General features: G+C 66.7%; 16 protein-coding genes and 1 riboswitch. Of the genes, 5 read left to right on the forward strand and 11 right to left on the reverse strand.

Annotated elements, in window-relative coordinates; genetic code table 11:
• The 7 genes from IP90_RS09765 to clpB all read right to left on the reverse strand — a co-directional run bounded on the left by IP90_RS09765 (position 1) and on the right by clpB (position 9117).
• On the reverse strand, positions 1-1299 hold the full coding sequence (locus IP90_RS09765) for a cobyrinic acid a,c-diamide synthase CobB (RefSeq protein WP_144899441.1): 1299 nt from the start codon (positions 1297-1299) through the stop codon (positions 1-3).
• 3 nt (positions 1300-1302) lie between these two features.
• Complete coding sequence (cobO, locus tag IP90_RS09770) at positions 1303-1929, reverse strand: cob(I)yrinic acid a,c-diamide adenosyltransferase (RefSeq protein ID WP_144899442.1); 627 nt, start codon at positions 1927-1929, stop codon at positions 1303-1305.
• Positions 1926-2540, reverse strand: a complete 615-nt coding sequence (locus IP90_RS09775) for a hypothetical protein (protein ID WP_425477102.1) — start codon at positions 2538-2540, stop codon at positions 1926-1928. The genes cobO and IP90_RS09775 overlap by 4 nt, the downstream gene beginning before the upstream one ends.
• A gap of 30 nt (positions 2541-2570) precedes the next feature.
• Complete coding sequence (locus tag IP90_RS09780) at positions 2571-3152, reverse strand: hypothetical protein (protein WP_144899443.1); 582 nt, start codon at positions 3150-3152, stop codon at positions 2571-2573.
• A 38-nt stretch (positions 3153-3190) separates the two neighbouring features.
• The gene (btuB, locus tag IP90_RS09785) at positions 3191-5050 is read right to left on the reverse strand and encodes a TonB-dependent vitamin B12 receptor (RefSeq protein ID WP_425477093.1); all 1860 of its coding nucleotides are present in this window, start codon (positions 5048-5050) and stop codon (positions 3191-3193) included.
• 118 nt (positions 5051-5168) lie between these two features.
• A riboswitch (cobalamin riboswitch) is annotated at positions 5169-5406 on the reverse strand.
• A gap of 121 nt (positions 5407-5527) precedes the next feature.
• Positions 5528-6406, reverse strand: coding sequence for an AraC family transcriptional regulator (locus IP90_RS09790; protein WP_144899445.1), 879 nt, complete (start codon positions 6404-6406; stop codon positions 5528-5530).
• A gap of 125 nt (positions 6407-6531) precedes the next feature.
• Entirely contained in the window at positions 6532-9117 is a 2586-nt protein-coding gene (gene clpB, locus IP90_RS09795) for an ATP-dependent chaperone ClpB (RefSeq protein WP_144899446.1), read from the reverse strand.
• 198 nt (positions 9118-9315) lie between these two features.
• Between clpB and IP90_RS09800 the strand changes: the two genes are divergently transcribed.
• The 4 genes from IP90_RS09800 to otsA all read left to right on the forward strand — a co-directional run bounded on the left by IP90_RS09800 (position 9316) and on the right by otsA (position 14372).
• Positions 9316-10179: a YidB family protein gene (locus IP90_RS09800; protein ID WP_158635315.1), complete on the forward strand. Its 864-nt coding sequence runs from the start codon at positions 9316-9318 to the stop codon at positions 10177-10179.
• 140 nt (positions 10180-10319) lie between these two features.
• The gene (gene otsB, locus IP90_RS09805) at positions 10320-11078 is read left to right on the forward strand and encodes a trehalose-phosphatase (protein WP_144899448.1); all 759 of its coding nucleotides are present in this window, start codon (positions 10320-10322) and stop codon (positions 11076-11078) included.
• Complete coding sequence (locus IP90_RS09810) at positions 11075-12853, forward strand: glycoside hydrolase family 15 protein (protein ID WP_144899449.1); 1779 nt, start codon at positions 11075-11077, stop codon at positions 12851-12853. Before otsB ends, IP90_RS09810 begins: the two co-directional genes overlap by 4 nt.
• Positions 12854-12995: 142 nt before the next feature.
• Complete coding sequence (gene otsA / locus IP90_RS09815; protein WP_144899450.1) at positions 12996-14372, forward strand: alpha,alpha-trehalose-phosphate synthase (UDP-forming); 1377 nt, start codon at positions 12996-12998, stop codon at positions 14370-14372.
• Positions 14373-14411: 39 nt separating this feature from the next.
• Here the strand turns inward: otsA and IP90_RS09820 are convergent, their stop codons facing one another.
• Genes IP90_RS09820 through rluD form a run of 4 tightly spaced genes read right to left on the reverse strand, consistent with a single transcriptional unit; the run spans position 14412 to position 17141 of the window.
• Entirely contained in the window at positions 14412-14825 is a 414-nt protein-coding gene (locus IP90_RS09820; RefSeq protein WP_144899451.1) for a thiol-disulfide oxidoreductase DCC family protein, read from the reverse strand.
• Positions 14812-15342: a DUF4166 domain-containing protein gene (locus tag IP90_RS09825; protein ID WP_144899452.1), complete on the reverse strand. Its 531-nt coding sequence runs from the start codon at positions 15340-15342 to the stop codon at positions 14812-14814. Before IP90_RS09825 ends, IP90_RS09820 begins: the two co-directional genes overlap by 14 nt.
• Positions 15343-15390: 48 nt before the next feature.
• Entirely contained in the window at positions 15391-16149 is a 759-nt protein-coding gene (pgeF, locus tag IP90_RS09830) for a peptidoglycan editing factor PgeF (RefSeq protein ID WP_144899453.1), read from the reverse strand.
• A complete protein-coding gene (gene rluD, locus IP90_RS09835) occupies positions 16146-17141 on the reverse strand; it encodes a 23S rRNA pseudouridine(1911/1915/1917) synthase RluD (RefSeq protein WP_144899454.1) in 996 nt (331 codons plus the stop codon). Before rluD ends, pgeF begins: the two co-directional genes overlap by 4 nt.
• Positions 17142-17225: 84 nt before the next feature.
• On the opposite strand from rluD, the gene IP90_RS09840 reads away from it, so the two are divergent.
• Positions 17226-18116 carry an outer membrane protein assembly factor BamD gene (locus IP90_RS09840; protein WP_144899455.1) on the forward strand — a complete coding sequence of 297 codons (891 nt, stop codon included), beginning with the start codon at positions 17226-17228 and terminating at the stop codon, positions 18114-18116.
• Positions 18117-18145: the final 29 nt, after the last annotated feature.

The following is an 18145-nucleotide window of genomic DNA, read 5'->3' on the forward strand; positions in this document are numbered from 1 at the left end:
TCAAGGCAGGAACAACCGCGTCGCCGCGTGCGGATTCGACGGAAAATAGAAATGCACGAAGCTCGCGGTGAAGCGACGGTCGCGATAGACCGCTTCGGCACTCGGTCCGCCGTTGGGATTGCTCGCCCGCGCCAATGGTGATGCATCGATCTGGGCATGCGCGTAATGGAAGGTATGTCCGCGCAAGGCGCCTTCCGGCAATTCGATGCCCTGCAGTCCCAACGCCGCCAGGCGTGGTTGCAGGCAGGCGCGGCCCGACAGCAGTCCGGCCATCGGCGCTTCGTTGCCGTCGCGATCGGCCAGCGCATCCAGCGCATAGAGCATGCCGCCGCACTCGGCCAGCAACGGCTTGCCGGCATCACGGTGCGCGTGCAGGGCCGCATGCAGGTCGGTGCGTTGCGACAACGCTTGAAGATGCAGTTCCGGATAGCCGCCGGGCAGCCATACCGCATCACATTCCGGCAACGCGTCGCCTGCCAGTGGCGAGAAGAAGACCAGCTGCGCACCGGCCGCGCGCAGTAGATCGAGGTTGGCCTGGTACAGGAAGCAGAACGCGCCGTCGCGCGCGACGGCGATGCGCACGCCTTCTAGATTGCGTTCCATCGCTGCCGCCTCGACTGCGATGGTGAACTGCACTGGCGGCGGCAATTCGGTAGTCGCGTGCTGTGCCCAGGAATCGGCCAGCGCATCCAGGCGCGCGTCGATATCGCCGAGTTCGCCCGCCGCGACCAGGCCAAGGTGACGTTCTGGCAATGCCAGCGCGGGATCGCGCGGCAAGGCGCCAAGCCAATGCAGCTCCGCCGGCAGGCTGTTGCGCAGCAGCTGTGCGTGGTGTGCGCTGCCGATGCGGTTGGCCGCGACGCCGTGCACCTGCAGGCCGTCGCGATAATGCGCCAATCCGGTCGCCAGCGCGCCGAAGGTCTGCGCCATCGCCGAGCCGTCGATCACCGCCAGCACCGGCAGGCCGAAGCGCTGCGCGAGGTCGGCGCTGGACGGCGCACCGTCGAACAATCCCATCACGCCTTCGACCAGGATCAGGTCGGCCTCGCCGGCGGCGGCATGCAGGCGCGTGCGTGCATCGTCTTCGCCGGTCATCCACAGGTCGAGCTGATAGGCGGGATGACCGCTGGCGCGCTCCAGCATCATCGGATCGAGGAAGTCCGGCCCGGTCTTGAACACACGCACGCGCCGACCCTGGCGCGCATGCCAGCGCGCGAGCGCCGCGGTCACGCTGGTCTTGCCCTGCCCCGACGCGGGCGCGGAAACCAGCAATGCAGGACATTGGCGTGTCGTATCCATGGTCTACAACTCGATGCCGTGCTGGGCCTTGATCCCCGCCTTGAACGCGTGCTTGACCACGCGCATTTCGGTGACCGTGTCGGCCGCTTCGATCAATCCCTCCGGCGCGCCGCGCCCGGTGACCACCACGTGCTGGAACTCGGGCCGCGCGGCCAGGGCAGCCAGCACCTGGTCCAGTGCAATGTAGTCCTTGGTCAGCGCGATGTTGAGTTCGTCGAGCAGGACGAAATCGTAATCCGGATCGGCCAGCATCCGCGCGGCCACGCCCCAGGCGGCCTCCGCGGCGGCGATGTCGCGCGTGCGGTCCTGGGTCTCCCAGGTGAAGCCCTCGCCCATCACCCGGTAGTCGCATTCGTCCGGGAACCTGCGGAAGAACGCCTCCTCGCCGGTGGAGAAGCTGCCCTTGATGAACTGCACCACCCCGCAACGGAAGCCGTGGCCCAGCGAGCGCGCCAGCATGCCGAAGCCGGACGAACTCTTGCCCTTGCCGTTGCCGGTGTTGACCACCACCACGCCGCGGTCGATGGTGGCACGGGCGATGCGTCGGTCGACCAGTTCCTTCTTGCGTTGCGCGCGCTCGCGGTAATGCGCGTCCTCGTCGACTCCACGCCGCCCGGAACCGCGGCTCATGTGCGTGCTCCACTGCGCACGCTATCGCGCGCGAACAGGCCGCGCAGTAGCGCATGCAACACGAAAGCCACGGCGACGTAGCCTGCCAGCGTGCCCAGCGCGCGCGGGAAGTAGCGCGGAATGCGTGCGACGAAGCCTGCGAGATCGGCCTGCGGATAGCGCCCCGAAAAGAAGTAGAAGCCGCCCTTGGACAACAGGTAGGCCACGACCGTGGTTGCCAGCAGTACCAGCGCCAGCCGCGGCACCGTCGCCCACCGGTCGGCGTGGACGCGGCGTGCGTACACGCGACCGCCCAGCCATAGTGCGGCGTAGGCGAACGCCAGCGCCCAGTACGCCGGCGACACGCACCAGTCGGTGATCGTGCCAGCCGCGAGGCTGCCGAAATCGAGCATCGACGACAACACGAAGAACGCCGGCAACACCCATGCTGGCCGCAGCAGCGCCCCGGCGAGGAAAAACACCGCCCACGATGCGCTGGGCAAGGCATTGACGCTGGCGAAGTGCTGGCCGCGCGTGCAGATCATCAGCGCGGCCAAAGCGAGGCCGACCAGGATCTGGCCGCGCACCGATTGCAGCGGCAGCGAAGGTGCTGTCGATGACAGGGATTGGATCGAGGACATGTCGCTCTCCCGGAAAAGGAATCAGGCGCCGGCTGCAGGCTGACCGCTGCGCGCGCGCAGGGTCCATGCCGCCAGCGCATGCAGGAGCAGGGCCACGACGATGTAGGTCATGGTCGTGCGCACGAACAACGGCCCCCACTGCCATACACGTGCGGCGTATTCGGCGAAATTCGGCTCGGCATAGCGCCCGCCGAGCCAGTAGAACGCGCCGTTGGAGATCCCGAACGACAGCGATGCCGCGACCAGGCCGGCAGCGGCTGCACCCAGCATCGGCATCCAGCCCGCCTGCAGCCGGCTGGCGTAGAGACGGCCGCCATACCAGAGCGACGCATAGGCCGGCAGCAGGAACGAATACGCCGGCGTCACGCAGAAATCGCTGACGCCGGCATGCTCGATCGCGACCCAGTCGATCGCCACCGCCAATCCCAGGAAGCTGGCGAATTGCCAGTGTTTTCGCAGGTACAGACCGCCGAGGAAGAACACCGCCATCGACGCATCCGGCAGATGGATCGCGGTGCCGAAGTGGTGGAAACGAGTGGCGATCATCAGCGCCGCAAACGCGACGAACAGACCGAGGTTGGCGGAACGGATCAACGGTTTCATCGGTGGCCTCGCGTGGTGGATGGTGAGTGGATGCCCGCTCAGCGGGTGGGCCGGTAACGCAGTGTCAACAGGTAATTTCGCCCGGGCTGGTTGTAGAGCGCGGCGGTTTCGTGGCGTTTGTCGAACACGTTGCTGGCGGCCAGCTGCAGGCTCCAGTCGATGTTCAGCGCATAGCCGATGCGCAGATCGGTGAGGCCATAGCCACTCAACCGCGTGGTGTTGGCCAGGTTGTCGTAGCGCGCGCCAGCGCCGGTGACGCTCGCGCCAAGACTGAAAGCGCCGAAATCACGATCGGCATCAAAACGTCCGCTGCGCCGCGCACGTCGCGGCAGGACATGGCCACGGTTGCGGTCATCGCCGTCGCTGCGCGGATCCAGCCAGGTCGCACTGGCGCGCAGGTTCCAGCCGGCGAGCATCGTGTCGGCCACCGCCTCGAGCCCCTGGATGCGGGCGCGGTCAATGTTGTTGGGACCGCCGAAATCGCCGAGGTTGGCGTCGTAGGCGATCATGTCGTCGATCCTCGTGTCGAACGCATTGAGCGACCAGCCGCCCCAGCCGTGTTCGCCGCGCAGGCTCAGCTCGATGCTTTCCGAGGTTTCCGGCTGCAGCAGCGGATTGCCGTAGCCGGGGAAGAACAGTTCGTTGAAGGTCGGCGCCTTGAACGCGGTGCCGTAGCTGGCACCAATGCGCAATGCGTCGGTGAAGTCCCAGCCCCACAACGCGCTACCGGTGGTTTTGCCGCCGAACTGGCTGTTGTCGTCGCGACGCAGGCTCGCCTGCAGCGACTGCGCGCCAAAGTCCTGCTGCCACTGGCCGAACAGGCCGCGGTTGATGCGATGGTCGCGCGCATAGAGCGTGTCGCTGCCGACCTCGTCGCGTAGCCAGTCGTAGCCGACGCTGAGCAGTCCCGCCGCGACACCGACGTCGGCCTGCAGCGAAACCACCTGCCGGCGCGTGTCGAAGTTGGACGAGTACACGCCATCCTGGAAATTCTCGCTGAGGTCGGCGCTGCTGCCCACGCTTGCGGTCAGTTTCAGCCGCTCGCCCGGCGTGTAGCGCACGCGGCTGCCGAGAACCTGCTGCACGGTGTCGGCCTGGTTGTTGAGGCTGCCGTCGTATTCGTTGTAGCCCTCGGCGCGGAAAGCGCGCGCTTCCGCATCCCATTGCGGGCTGAAGCGATAGCCACCCTGCACGGTCGCGGAGTTGTTGCGGTAGCCGTCGCGGTCCGGATCGGCATTGCGCGTGCCGCGATAGGCGTCGATGCCGTCGGTCTTCTCGTGCGCCAGGTTGATCGAGTACCAGCCGCCGCGCACGTCATCGCCGCCTTCGCTGCGACCGGCGACGCCTGCGGACAGGCGCGCGGTGGATTGACTGCCGATGCCGGCACTGAACATCGGCACGAATGCGCCCTGCGGCTGGCGGGTGAAGATCTGGATCACGCCGCCGAGCGCCTCCGAACCGTACAGGCTCGAGAACGGCCCGCGCACGATCTCGATGCGTTCGATCTGCTCGACCGGAATGTCCTGCAACGATGCGCCGCCGCTGGTGGCCGAGCCGATCCTGATGCCGTCGACCAGCACCAGCACGTGGTCGGACTCGGTGCCGCGCAGGAACAGCGACGTCGACTTGCCGGCACCGCCGTTGTTGGCCAGCGAAATGCCGGCGCGACCGCGCAACAGGTCGGGCAGCGAATTCGGCTGCAGCCGTTCGATTTCGCCGCGGTCGATCACGGTGATCGCGGCCAGGGTCTGGTCCTGGGTCTGCGCGGTGCGCGTGGCGGTGACGACGATCCGGTCGAGGTCGGTGGCGCTGTCAGCGGCCGCGGCCGGGAATGTGGTGACGAACGACAAGGCAACCGCCAATGCGGATTGGCGGCAAGACAAACCATATGGATGCACGAACAAACACTCCTGGGAACCGCGCCTGCCCGCGCGGAATCGGTGGCAAGGGACAGGCGGCAAAGGAGGTCTGGATGCGACACGCGACAGGCATGCGCCCCATGACATCGCCCACCGCGTGTCGGGTCGCACAAAGGCCGGTCTCCGGGCTTGCGAGCGAAGGCGACCTCAAGGGGCCTTCCGGTCCGCGCCTTCCCATGCGTAATGCACAGTGGCGGTGATGCGGATCGTTTGTCTCGCCTACCGTTGCGGGGGCAGCTCCGGAATTGCCGGCCGTGGCATGCACGACCCGGCGCACCGGATTCCCGTTTCAACCGCTGACTGAACCAGCGGTCACCTCAGGCCGGCGCATCTTAGCAGCAATCGCGCGTTCGCCAACCCGACGGCGGCGAGTCCGGTCATCGGGCGCGCGATTGACTCGCTTCCGTGGATGAGGCTCGCGAAAATGCGTCAACAAGGCGCGGCAGCGCGAAGCGATCACTGCACGGGGATGAAGATATCCGTGCGCAGCATCGCTTCCGGCACCTCTTCGGGATCGTCCAGATAGCCGTAATGGATCGGCACATCGCGCAGTGCATGGCCGCTGCCGGGCAGCCACTCGGCGAGTAGGCGATCGGTGGCGTCTTCCAGCAATCCGAAACTGCCGACATGCCGCGCGCGTGCATATCCGCCGCCGCCCACCTGCAGTCGCCGCATCGGAGCAGGCGGTTGCGCCTCGGTCGAGAAAGCCATTGCACAATCGAACTCCACTTCGCCTGCCGGTACGTCGCGATGATCCTGCAGCGGAATACCGTACAGGCCACTCAGCGTGTCGGCGATGCCGACGGCGATGGCCCAGTTCATCAACTGCCAGTACGCCTGGTCGAGATCCTCGTAAGCGCCGCGGTTGCGCAATGCGACGACTTCGAACGGCTCCACCGACACCACATCCACGCGCAGTGGCGCGTCGTCTCTCCCGGCCCGCTCTGGCGGCCGGCTAAGCCGTTGCAGCTCATCGGCCATGCGCGCGGGCTGCGCGCGCAGTTCGCTCGGGCTGGCCGCGAACGCATCCCTGAAGGCGCGTGCGAACGCCTGCGGCGTTTCATAGCCGACCGTCATCGCGATGCCGGTGATGCTGGCCTGCGCATCGCCCAGCAGATGCAAGGCACGCAACAGCCGCAGGCGCGCCACCGTGCGGCCGATGGTTTCTCCGGTCAGCGCGCGGTAGACGCGGTGGAAATGGAAGGAAGACAGGTGCGCGATCGCGGCCAGTTCAGGCAGGTCGGGCAGTTCGCCACCGGCCACGACGGCCTGCTGCAGGCGTGCGACCACGCGGTCGATGCGTTCGGCATAGGTATTGCGGGTAGCGGGCTTCATGTTCACTCCGGCTCGGAACGTAGCCCAGTGTCGCCGTTGCAAGCACCGCCCGCGGTCCGGATCTTGCGCTCATGTGCCAATGCACGCTTCGGGCTGGCCGGGCAGCAGCGCGCCCGGCCCCATCATCACGGCTTTTCGAACACCAGCCGTCCCGCCTCCGCGTCGACACGCACGGTATCGCCATTGCCGAATTCGCCGGACAGGATCTTCTGCGCCAGCGGATTCTCCAGCTGCTGCTGGATCGCGCGCTTGAGCGGGCGCGCACCATAGACCGGATCGAAGCCGACATTGCCGAGCAGGTCGAAGGCCTTGTCGGTCACATCGAGGCGGATGCCGCGTTCGCCCAGCCGCTTTTCCAGCCCGCGCATCTGGATCCGCGCGATCTGCCTGATCTGCGCCTTGTCCAGCGGATGGAACACGACGATGTCGTCGAGGCGATTGATGAACTCCGGGCGGAAGTGCGCCTGCACCACGCCCATCACCGCGGCCTTCATCTGCGTATAGGCCTCGGCGGAATCGTCGCCAGCCAGTTCCTGGATCTGGTGCGAGCCGAGATTGGACGTCATCACGATCACGGTGTTGCGGAAATCGACCGTGCGGCCCTGGCCGTCGGTCAGGCGGCCATCATCGAGTACCTGCAGCAGTATGTTGAACACATCCGGATGCGCCTTCTCGACTTCGTCGAGCAGGATCACGCTGTACGGACGACGCCGCACCGCTTCGGTCAGGTAGCCGCCTTCCTCGTAGCCGACATAGCCAGGCGGCGCGCCGACCAGGCGGCTGACCGCGTGCTTTTCCATGAATTCGCTCATGTCGATGCGCACCATCGCGTCACTCGAATCGAACAGGAACTCGGCCAACGCCTTGCACAGTTCGGTCTTGCCGACGCCAGTCGGGCCGAGGAACAGGAACGAACCGCTCGGACGATCCGGATCGCTCAGGCCGGCGCGCGAACGGCGCACGGAATCGGATACCGCCTTGATCGCTTCGTCCTGGCCGACCACGCGCGTATGCAGCGCGTCTTCCATCTTGAGCAGCTTCTCGCGCTCGCCTTCCAGCATCTTCGACACCGGGATGCCGGTCCAGCGCGACACGACCTCGGCGATTTCCTCCGCGGTGACGCGATCCTGCAGCAGCCTGAAGCCCTGGTTCTCCGCTTCCTGCGCGGCCTTGAGCTGCTTTTCCAGCTCCGGCAGTTGCCCGTACTGGATCTCGCTCATGCGTGCGTAATCCTGGCGACGCTGCGCCGCTTCCAGGTCCAGGCGCGCGGCCTCGATCTGTTCCTTGATCTTCGTCGCACCCTGCAAGGTGGCCTTCTCGGCTTTCCAGACTTCCTCGAGGTCGTTGTATTCGCGCTGCAGTTGCTCGATCTCCGCTTCAAGATCGGCCAGGCGCTTCCTGCTCTCGGCGTCCTTCTCCTTCTTCAGCGCCTCGCGCTGGATCTTGAGCTGGATCAGTCGGCGCTCCTTGCGGTCGAGCTCCTCGGGCTTGGAGTCGATCTCCATGCGGATGCGCGACGCGGCCTCGTCCATCAGGTCGATGGCCTTGTCCGGCAACTGGCGATCGGCGATGTAGCGATGCGACAACGTCGCCGCGGCGACGATCGCCGGATCGGTGATCTCGACGCCGTGATGGACCGCGTACCGTTCCTTCAGGCCGCGCAGGATGGCGATGGTGTCCTCGACACTGGGCTCGCCGACGAACACCTTCTGGAAGCGGCGCTCCAGCGCCGCGTCCTTCTCGACATACTTGCGGTATTCGTCGAGCGTGGTCGCGCCGATGCAGTGCAGCTCGCCGCGCGCCAGCGCCGGCTTCAGCATGTTGCCGGCATCCATCGCGCCTTCTGCCTTGCCGGCACCGACCATGGTGTGCAGTTCGTCGATGAACAGGATGATCTGGCCTTCGTTCTTGGCCAGATCGTTCAACACAGCTTTCAGCCGCTCCTCGAATTCGCCGCGATACTTCGCGCCGGCGATCAGTGCACCCATGTCCAGCGACAGCACGCGCTTGCCGCGCAGCCCCTCGGGCACCTCGCCGTTGACGATGCGCTGCGCCAGGCCTTCGACGATCGCGGTCTTGCCGACGCCGGGTTCGCCGATCAGCACCGGGTTGTTCTTGGTGCGCCGTTGCAGCACCTGGATGGTGCGGCGGATCTCCTCGTCGCGGCCGATCACCGGATCGAGCTTGCCTTTCTCCGAGCGCGCGGTCAGGTCGATCGTGTACTTCTCCAGCGCCTGGCGCTGGTCTTCGGCATTCTCGCTCTGCACCGTGTCGCCGCCGCGCATCTTCTCGATGGCCGCTTCGATCTTCTGCTTGTCGGCACCTGCAGCCTTCAGCGCACGTCCGGCATCGCCGCTGTCGTCGAGCGCGGCCAGCACGAACCATTCGCTGGCGATGTAGGCATCGCCACGCTGCTGCGCGGATTTGTCGGCGACATTGAGCAGCCGCGCCAGATCGTTGCCCAGCGACACGTTGCCGGCTTGGCCGGACACCTTCGGAAGCTTTTCCAGTGCCTCGCCGAGCCGCTCACGCAGCAGCGGTACGTTGACGCCGGCCTGCGCCAGCAGCGGCCGTGTGCTACCACCCTGCTGGTCGAGCAGCGCGACCAGCAGGTGGGCAGGCTCGATCAGGTTGTGGTCGCGTCCCACCGCCAGCGATTGTGCATCGGCCAGGGCCTGCTGGAAGCGCGAAGTCAGTTTGTCCATCCGCATCGGACAGCTCCATCGTGTATGTGGCGGGACGCTTGCGCGCCGATGGCATTCATGTGGGAGTCAGAACGCGAGTGTTCAAGGGCCGACATCGCGCCGGCGTGAAGCCGCGATAATCCGGAGTTAAGGTTTCGCGCCTGCCGCACCGTTAGCATCCAGTGCAGACGCGGTGCATCCGGCCTGCGTGCGATGGAGGATGCGATGTTCGATGACCTGGTGCGCGAGCTGTCCGACCGATACGGCCTGGGAGATCGCAGCCGCGACCTGTTCGGCCTTTTGATGGGTTACATCTACAACGATCGCCGCGGCGGCTTCGGCGGTTTCGCCGAAAGTTTCCGCCAGCAGGGCCATGGCGACCTGTTCGCATCGTGGCTGGGCGGCGAGCCGCGAAGGCAAAGGCCGCTGTCGATCAGCGAAGTCGGCATGGTGTTCGGCCAGGGTCTGCTCAGCGAATGGGGCAACCGCATCGGCGCCAGCCGCGCGACGGTGGCCACGGCGATCGCCGGCATCCTGCCGCGCCTGATCGGCGAACTCACCCCGGGCGGCCGTTTGCCTGAGGCCTTCGGCAGTGTCGCGGCACCGATCGGCGAGCGTGACGATGACGGTTTCGATGCTCCCCCTGTTGGCGATGCTGGCGGGATTACGCCGCGACCGGTCGCGCGCGAAGTAGCCGCAGGCCTGCGTCGTGAAGCGCATGCACCCATGACAGGGGCCGCTGACGACAACCTCGCAATGCGTTTTCAGAGACCTGTCGAAGAGACTCCCCTGCCGCGCCATGGTGGGCGCGTGGAGCCCTTGTCCACCCCGGCACCGATCGATCCCCATGTAGCGGCGATTGCCGCAGCCGTCGCCAACGCGCCTCCGACGGAACCGGGCTTTGCCTCCGAACTGGGCGACTTCGAATTCCGCAGGCCAATGGCCGCACGTCGCAGGCGCGGATTCGGCTGGCTGCTGTGGTTGCTGATCCTGCTGGTGCTGGCGGCAGGCGGCTGGTTCTACTGGCAGCAAGGGCAATCGCTCGGCGGCGTGCAATTGCCTTGGTCCACGACGCCGGCGGCGAATTGACGCGACGCTGGCAAGTCGATGATCTCCGCATCGCTCTGGATGAAACGAGAAAGGCTGTAGCGAAGAAAGCTTTGCTCTGAAGCCACGGACGTGGCGATGTGAACTTTCTGCTAACGCCCGATTGGTCACAATGCACGGCGATGGCTGCCCAACGCTCCCCGCAACGGCAGCGTCCACCTCTGCCCGCAGACGACTGGGCGTTGTTCCTCGACGTGGACGGCTGCCTGCTCGATTTCGCCGATACGCCCGACGGCGTGTTCGTACCGCCGGCATTGCCGGTACGCCTCGATGCCTTGTCGCGTCGCCTCGATGGGGCGCTGGCGCTGGTGAGTGGACGCACTCTCGCCAGCCTCGACCGCCTGTTCGCACCGCTGCAACTACCTGCCGCAGGCCTGCACGGACTCGAACGTCGCCACGTCGAGTCGCGCAGCGGGCCGCCGACCGCGCCGCCGGCACTGGCCGGCATCGCTGACGCCGCACGCCAGCTTGCCGCGAAGTACCCGGGCACCCTGGTCGAGGACAAGCGCGCCGCGATCGCCCTGCACTGGCGCGCGGAGCCGCTGGCCGCTTCCGACTTCGAGGCCTTCGCCATGGCAGCGCTGCCGCAGCTGGAAGGCTATCGGCTGCAGCACGGCGACCACGTCATCGAATTGCGCCCCGCGCAGGCGGACAAGGGCGATGCGATCGCCGCCTTCCTCGAAGAACCGCCGTTCCGCGGGCGTATGCCGGTGTTCGCCGGCGACGACCTGACCGACGAGCATGGCTTCGAGGTCGTCAACGCGCGCGGCGGCATCACCGTGCTGGTCGGCGCGCGCGAACCCAGTGCCGCCGGCTACCACCTCGACGACATCGCCGCCGTGCATGCATGGCTCGGCGTGGAATCCGGAGCCGCACGATGAGCGAAGCCAACCTCGACCTCGGCCTGGTCGGCAATGGCAGCTTCGCGGCGCTGCTGGATGCGCGTGGCCGCGTGGTGTGGGGCTGCGTACCTGCGTTCGATGGCGATCCCACTTTTTGCGCCTTGCTGTCACCGAAGCGCGAAGGCGGCGACTATGCCGTGGAACTGGACGATTTCAGCGAATCCGAGCAGCACTACCTGCCCAACACCGCGGTGCTGCGCACGATCCTGCGCGACACGCAGGGCAATGCGGTCGAGATCACCGACTTCGCGCCGCGCTGGCATCGCCATGGCCGCCTCTATCGCCCGGTCATGCTGGTGCGGCGTGTGCGGCCCCTGGTTGGACATCCGCGCATTCGCATCCGCCTGCGCCCACTGGCCGACTACGGCGCATCGCAACCGGACACCACCTGGGGCAGCAACCACATCCGCTACCTGGTGCCCGATTTCACGCTGCGCCTGACCAGCGACGTACCGGTGCGACTGTTGCGCGACGCGCTGCCCTTCATGCTCGATCGCGAGCTGCATCTGGTGCTGGGGCCGGACGAAACGCTGACCCGGTCCGTATCCGGTTTCGTGCGCGACGCCGAGGAACGCACCCTCGCCTACTGGCGCGACTGGGTGCGCTACCTGTCGATTCCGCTGGAATGGCAGGAAGCGGTGATCCGCAGTGCGATCACGCTGAAGCTGTGCCAGTACGAGGAAACCGGCGCGATCGTCGCCGCGATGACCACTTCGATCCCGGAAGCCCCGCACACGCCGCGCAACTGGGACTACCGCTATTGCTGGCTGCGCGATGCCACCTTCGTGGTGCGCGCCCTCAACCGGCTCGGCGCCACGCGCAGCATGGAAGACTACCTGCGCTATGTGTTCAACATCGCCACCTCCGACGGCGCGCTGCAGCCGCTGTACGGCATCGGCTTCGAGACCCGGCTGGCCGAAGAGGAAGTGGAAAGCCTGGCCGGCTACCGCGGCATGGGACCGGTGCGACGCGGCAACCTGGCGTGGGTGCAAAAGCAGCACGACGTCTACGGCAGCGTGGTGCTGGCCTCGGCGCAGCTGTTCTTCGACAAGCGCCTGGAGAATCCCGGCGACCTGTCCACGTTCCAGCGCCTGGAACGGTTGGGGGAACGCGCCTTCGCACTGCACGACCAGCCCGACGCGGGCCTCTGGGAATTCCGCGGCCGCGCGCACGTGCACACCTACTCCAGCGTGATGTGCTGGGCGGCGTGCGACCGTCTGGCCAAGATCGCGGTGCAACTCGGACTGGAAGACCGCGCCGGCTACTGGCGAGAACGCGCCGACGCCGTTCACGCACGCGTGATCGAGCACGCCTTCGACGCCGAACGCGGGCACTTCGTCGAGTCGCTGGATGGCTATCGCCTCGATGCCAGCTTGCTGCTGCTGGCCGACATCGGCTTCGTCAGGGCCGATGATCCACGCTTCATCGCCACGGTCGAGGCGATCGGCCGCGAACTCAAGCGCGGCGATGCGCTGTTCCGCTACATCGCACCGGATGATTTCGGCGATCCGGAAACCAGCTTCACCATCTGCACCTTCTGGTACATCGACGCACTGGCCGCGATCGGCCGCAAGGAAGAAGCGCGGGCCCTGTTCGAACGCCTCCTGGCGCGACGCAACCCGCTGGGGATGCTGTCCGAGGACCTGGCCTTCGACGATGGCGAAGCCTGGGGAAATTTCCCGCAGACGTATTCTCACGTGGGACTGATCATCGCGGCGATGCGATTGTCGCGGCCCTGGCAGGATGCGACGTGACGAAGCAACGGGAATTGGGAATGGGGAATCGGGAATCGGAAAAGCACCGAGCGGTTGCTGCTCGTGGAGTTGAGCTTGCGATTCTTCGCTTCCCGCTTTTGCGATTCCCGATTCCCCATTCCCGATTCTCGGCACCACCGACATGAGCCGCCTGGTCGTAGTTTCCAACCGCGTTGCCCTGCCCGGCGCCGACCAGGCCGGCGGCCTGGCGGTGGCGTTGAACGCTGCACTGCAGGAAACCGGCGGGTTGTGGTTCGGCTGGAGCGGGCGCACGGTGCGAGAGGCCTCGGCCACCGTGCACGAACAGCGCGACGGCGACATCCGTTATCTCACCATCGACCTGTCGCGCGACGATTTCGATGGCTACTACAACGGTTTCGCCAACCGCACGCTGTGGCCGCTGCTGCACTTCCGCCCGGACCTGGTCGACTACAACCGCGAGACGCAGGCGGCCTATCGCCGGGTCAACGCGCAGTTCGCCGACCACCTGGCCAAGCAGTTGCGACCCGATGACCTGGTCTGGATACACGACTACCACCTGATGCCGCTGGCCGAAGAGCTGCGCGCGCGAGGCGTCGAATCGCGACTCGGCTTCTTCCTGCACGTGCCGCTGCCGTCGGCCGACCTGGTCGCGGCGCTACCCAGCCACGAGCGCCCGTTCGGTGCGCTGTCCGCATACGACCTGCTCGGTTTCCAGACCGAGCGCGACCTGGAGCGCTACCAGGATTACCTGCGCCTGTATGCCGGCGGCAAGGTGCTGCGCAAGGGCGTGCTGCTGGATCGCGACGGGCGCGAATTCCATGCCGCCGCATTCCCGATCGGCATCGATACCCCCCACATCGCAAACCTCGCCGTCGCGGCGATGCGCAAGCCGGGCGTCAAGCGCCTGCAAGCGAGTCTGGCGGGGCGGGCGCTGGCGATCGGCGTCGATCGGCTCGACTATTCCAAGGGCATACCGGAGCGCTTTCGTGCATTCGCGAACTATCTCGATCGCCATCCGGACCAGCGCGGCAAGTTGACCTACCTGCAGATCGCGCCGGTGTCGCGCGGCGGCGTCAGCGAATACCGTGAGCTGCGACGCGAACTGGAACAACTGGCCGGCCACATCAACGGCGGCCATGCCGAGCCTGACTGGACGCCCGTGCGCTACGTCAACCGCAATCACCCGCACGCCACGCTGACCGGCTTCTACCGCATGGCAAGGATCGCGCTGGTCACGCCGTTGCGCGACGGCATGAACCTGGTGGCCAAGGAATACGTCGCCGCGCAGGATCCGGATGATCCCGGCGTACTGGTGCTGTCGAGTTTTGCCGGCGCCGCGCGCGAGCTCCACAGCGCACTGCAGGTCAATCCCTACGACATCGACGGCGTTGCCGACGCGATCGCGACGGCGGCGACCATGCCGCTGGCGGAGCGCCGCGAGCGCTGGCGCGCGATGATGGACCGCATCAGTCACTACGACATCCATCGCTGGCGTCGCGAATTCCTGTCCGCGCTGGCGGCAACGCGGTCGACATGATTGTTGGCGCCGCAAGGCCGCGACGCCAACGGAGGTCGTTTACAGACCGATGAAGCGATGCCGCTGCGTCATATCCGGCAGGAAACACGTCCGTTTGCGGCCGAACCAGCGATAGCGGTTGCGCGCCAGCCAACGATACGGCGGGTCGCGCAATACGCGCGGCAGCAGAAGACACAGCGTTGCCATGCGCCAGGCGCCGCCCAGGCCGATCAGCACCGCGATGATGGCATCGCTGTCTGTGCGCGCGCCCATTTCGTCCAGCAGCAGGAACGACATCGGATCGTCCGGATCCAGCCCGTTCGCCAGCAGCAATCCGCGACCGGTTCCTGTCTGCATCGCCGCAAAGCGGTAACGCTGGCGGCGATCGCGTTTCAACAGGAACCGGACCCAGCCGTTGCACAATCCGCAGACGCCGTCGAACACGATCACCGGATGGCCGTCAGGCAGGTTCAAGCCAGCCCTCGTAGCGGATCAGGCGACCCGCCAGTGGCAGCGCGGCCTCGACCATGAATTCATAGCGACCTTCATGCTCGCGTTCACGGCAACGCACCTCGGCAAACCATGATGCCGGCAGGGGCAGCAACCCGAACAGGCGTACGCCGGCGGTCTGCCACCACAGCGCACCGTCGTGGACATGCAGCGCGAAGCGGAACTGCAGCAGGCCAAGGCGCTCATGCAACAGCTTGTCGCGCACCTGCAGCCGCGACTGCATGCGATGCTTGCCGAAGTGGCGCTGCCAGGTTTCGCCGCGGGCATCGGCCTGCAGCTCGACCACGATCGGCACATCGATGCCGGCCGGCGGCAACCTCGCAACCGCTGCGCAGAGCCGGCCGATGGGATTGCGGCCACGGGTGATCGTCGCGCTACCGGCATAACGGCTGCGGCCGTGGCCGGAATGCAGTGCACGCACGCTGGCTGGCAGGCGAAAGAACGGCGCGCCGAGCAGTTGCTGGAACAGGGTCGAACTCATGCTCGCCAGTGTATCGATGCGATGGCCGCGACGGCATCGGGGAATCGCTTACCTGGCATCCGCAGGCACCCGGTAGACCAGCGTCGCCAGGCGGCCAGTGCGCTGGTCGCGTCGATGCGAGTAGAAGCGCTGCGGATCGGAAATCGTGCACAGGCCGCCGCCGTGCACGTGCCGCACGCCGGCATCGGCAAGGCGCTGCCTGGCCAGCGCATACAGATCCACAAGCCAGTGGCCCGGGCGTGTGGCAACGAAGGCCGACTGCGCGCGTGCGTCACGCGACACGAACGCATCGAATACTTCCTGGCCGATCTCGTACGCCTGCGGCCCCGCGGCCGGGCCGAGCCAGGCGACGATGCGGTCGGGCGACACGGACATCGCCTGTGCCGTGGCTTCCAGCACGCCACCCGCCAATCCGCGCCAACCGGCGTGCGCTGCCGCGATCTCGCTGCCGTCCTCGGCGGCGAACACCACCGGCAGGCAGTCGGCGGTGAGAATCGCCAGCACCGTAGACTCCGCAGCGGTGACGGACGCATCGGCTTCGACCTCCATGCCGGCATCATGCGCATCATCGACGTGCGCGACCGCCGTCCCATGCACCTGCCGCAACCAGTGCGGCGCGGCAGGCAAGCCGCAATGCGCGGTCAGTTCATGGCGATTGGTGGCGACGGCATCGGCGTCGTCGCCGCAGCGCGCGCCCAGATTGAACGTATCGAACGGTGCCTGCGACACGCCGGCGCCGTGGCGCAACGTGGTGAATGCGACCACGCCCGGAGGCGCCGGCCAGTCGGCCCACAGGACAGCGCTCATCGACCGGCCTGCGCCTGCTTCGCATCCTCGTGCAGGACGCGCAGCAGTTCGCGCATGTCGCCCGGTACCGGCGCGGTGACGCGCACCGGCTCGCCGCTGACCGGATGCACGAATTCCAGCGTTTCGGCATGCAGGGCCTGACGCCTGAAGCCGCGCAGTGCCTCGATCAGTTCCTGCGTCGCACCTTTGGGTAGTTTCAACGGCCCGCCGTACAGCGGGTCGCCGACGATCGGGTGTTTCAGGTGCGCCATGTGCACGCGGATCTGATGCGTGCGCCCGGTCTCAAGGCGGCACTCGAGCGCGGTGTGTCCGCGGAATCGCTCGCGCAGGCGGTAATGGGTGACGGCGTCGCGGCCGTCTTCGCGCACCGCCATCTTCAGCCTGTCGCGCGGGTGACGGTCGATCGGCGCGTTGGCGGTGCCGCCGGATACCAGCGCGCCGACCACGATGGCCAGGTACTGGCGATGCACGTCGCGCGCGGACAACTGCGCGACCAGTGCGGCATGCGCCTGCAGCGAGCGCGCCACCACCATCACGCCCGAGGTGTCCTTGTCGAGCCGATGCACGATGCCGGCACGCGGCAACGCGGCCAGCGCGGGGTCGCGATACAGCAGGGCGTTGACCAGCGTGCCGGTCGGATTGCCGGCACCGGGGTGCACCACCAGGCCGGCCGGTTTGTCGATGACGATGACGTCGGCGTCCTCGTACAGCACGTCGAGCGGAATATCCTCGGCGACGGCGTCGGTCTGCATGTCGAGCACCGCGACCAGGCTGGCGGTCTCGCCGCCGCGCACCGGGTCGCGCGGTTTCACCTGGTTGCCGTCGAGGCGGGCGTCGCCGGACTTGATCCATTCCGCCAGCCGCGAGCGCGAAAATTCGGGGAACAGTTCCGCCAGCACGGCGTCGAAACGGCGGCCAGCCGCGGCCTCCGGCACGCGCGCGGTGCGGGGCGAAATGGTTTCCTGGCTGGGGACGGCGTCGGCGGCGGGCATGTGGAAGGCTTCGGTTCAGGCGGCGGGCGCGGGCGGCCGGCACGGACTGTTATTATCCGCGGTTCGTGCCCCAAGCGCCCTTTTATGTCGCCCATGACCTCACGCCTTGCCCTGCCGCGCCTGCTGTTGCTCGTGCTTGTCGTCGCCATCGCCGCCGGTTCGGGCTGCGCGCGGTTCGGCAAGATGTTCAAGAAAGGCGACAAGAACGAGGGCGTGCCGGTCGAGCAACTGTACGACAAGGGCCACGAGTCGTTGATGGACGAGAACTTTGGCAGCGCCTCGGAGACCTTCCAGCGGCTGATCGCGCAATACCCGTATGGCCCGTACGCCGAGCAGGCGCAGATCGAGATGGCCTACGCGCAGTTCAAGGCCGGCAAGCACGACGATGCCATCTCGACCATCGACCGCTTCATCCGCACCTACCCGACCCATCGCAACACGGTCTACATGTACTACCTGCGCGGCCTGTCCAACTCGGCGCGCAATACCGTGTTCCTGCAGCAGGTGTTCTCGCTGGACACCAGCAACCGCGACCTGTCCTCGCCGATGCAGGCCTATAACGATTTCAGCATCGTCGCCGAGCGCTATCCCAACAGCCGCTACGCCGAGGACGCGCGCCAGCGCATGATCTACCTGCGCAACCAGTTTGCGCGCCACGAGATCAACACCGGCCTGTACTACCTGCGCCGCGACGCCTGGGTGGCCGCCGCCGACCGCAGCAAGTACCTGCTGGAAACCTATCCGCAGAGCGAATATCAGAGCGATGCACTGGCGATCATGGCCGAGGCCTACACCCGTCTCGGCAACCAGGCGTTGGCCGACGACGCCAAGCGCGTGCTGCAGCAGAACGACCCCGACCACCCGTGGCTGTCCGGCGGCTGGCCGAAGGATCCTTCGGTCTTCCATCGCCTCAATCCGTTCGCGCGCGAACGCCGCGGTGTTTCGTCCAGCAGCACCGATCCAAACCTGGATTGAAAAAGGGGCCGAAAGGCCCCTTTTTCATT

This window comes from Luteimonas cucumeris (genome assembly GCF_007830035.1).
In the GTDB taxonomy this organism is placed as follows: domain Bacteria; phylum Pseudomonadota; class Gammaproteobacteria; order Xanthomonadales; family Xanthomonadaceae; genus Luteimonas_C; species Luteimonas_C cucumeris.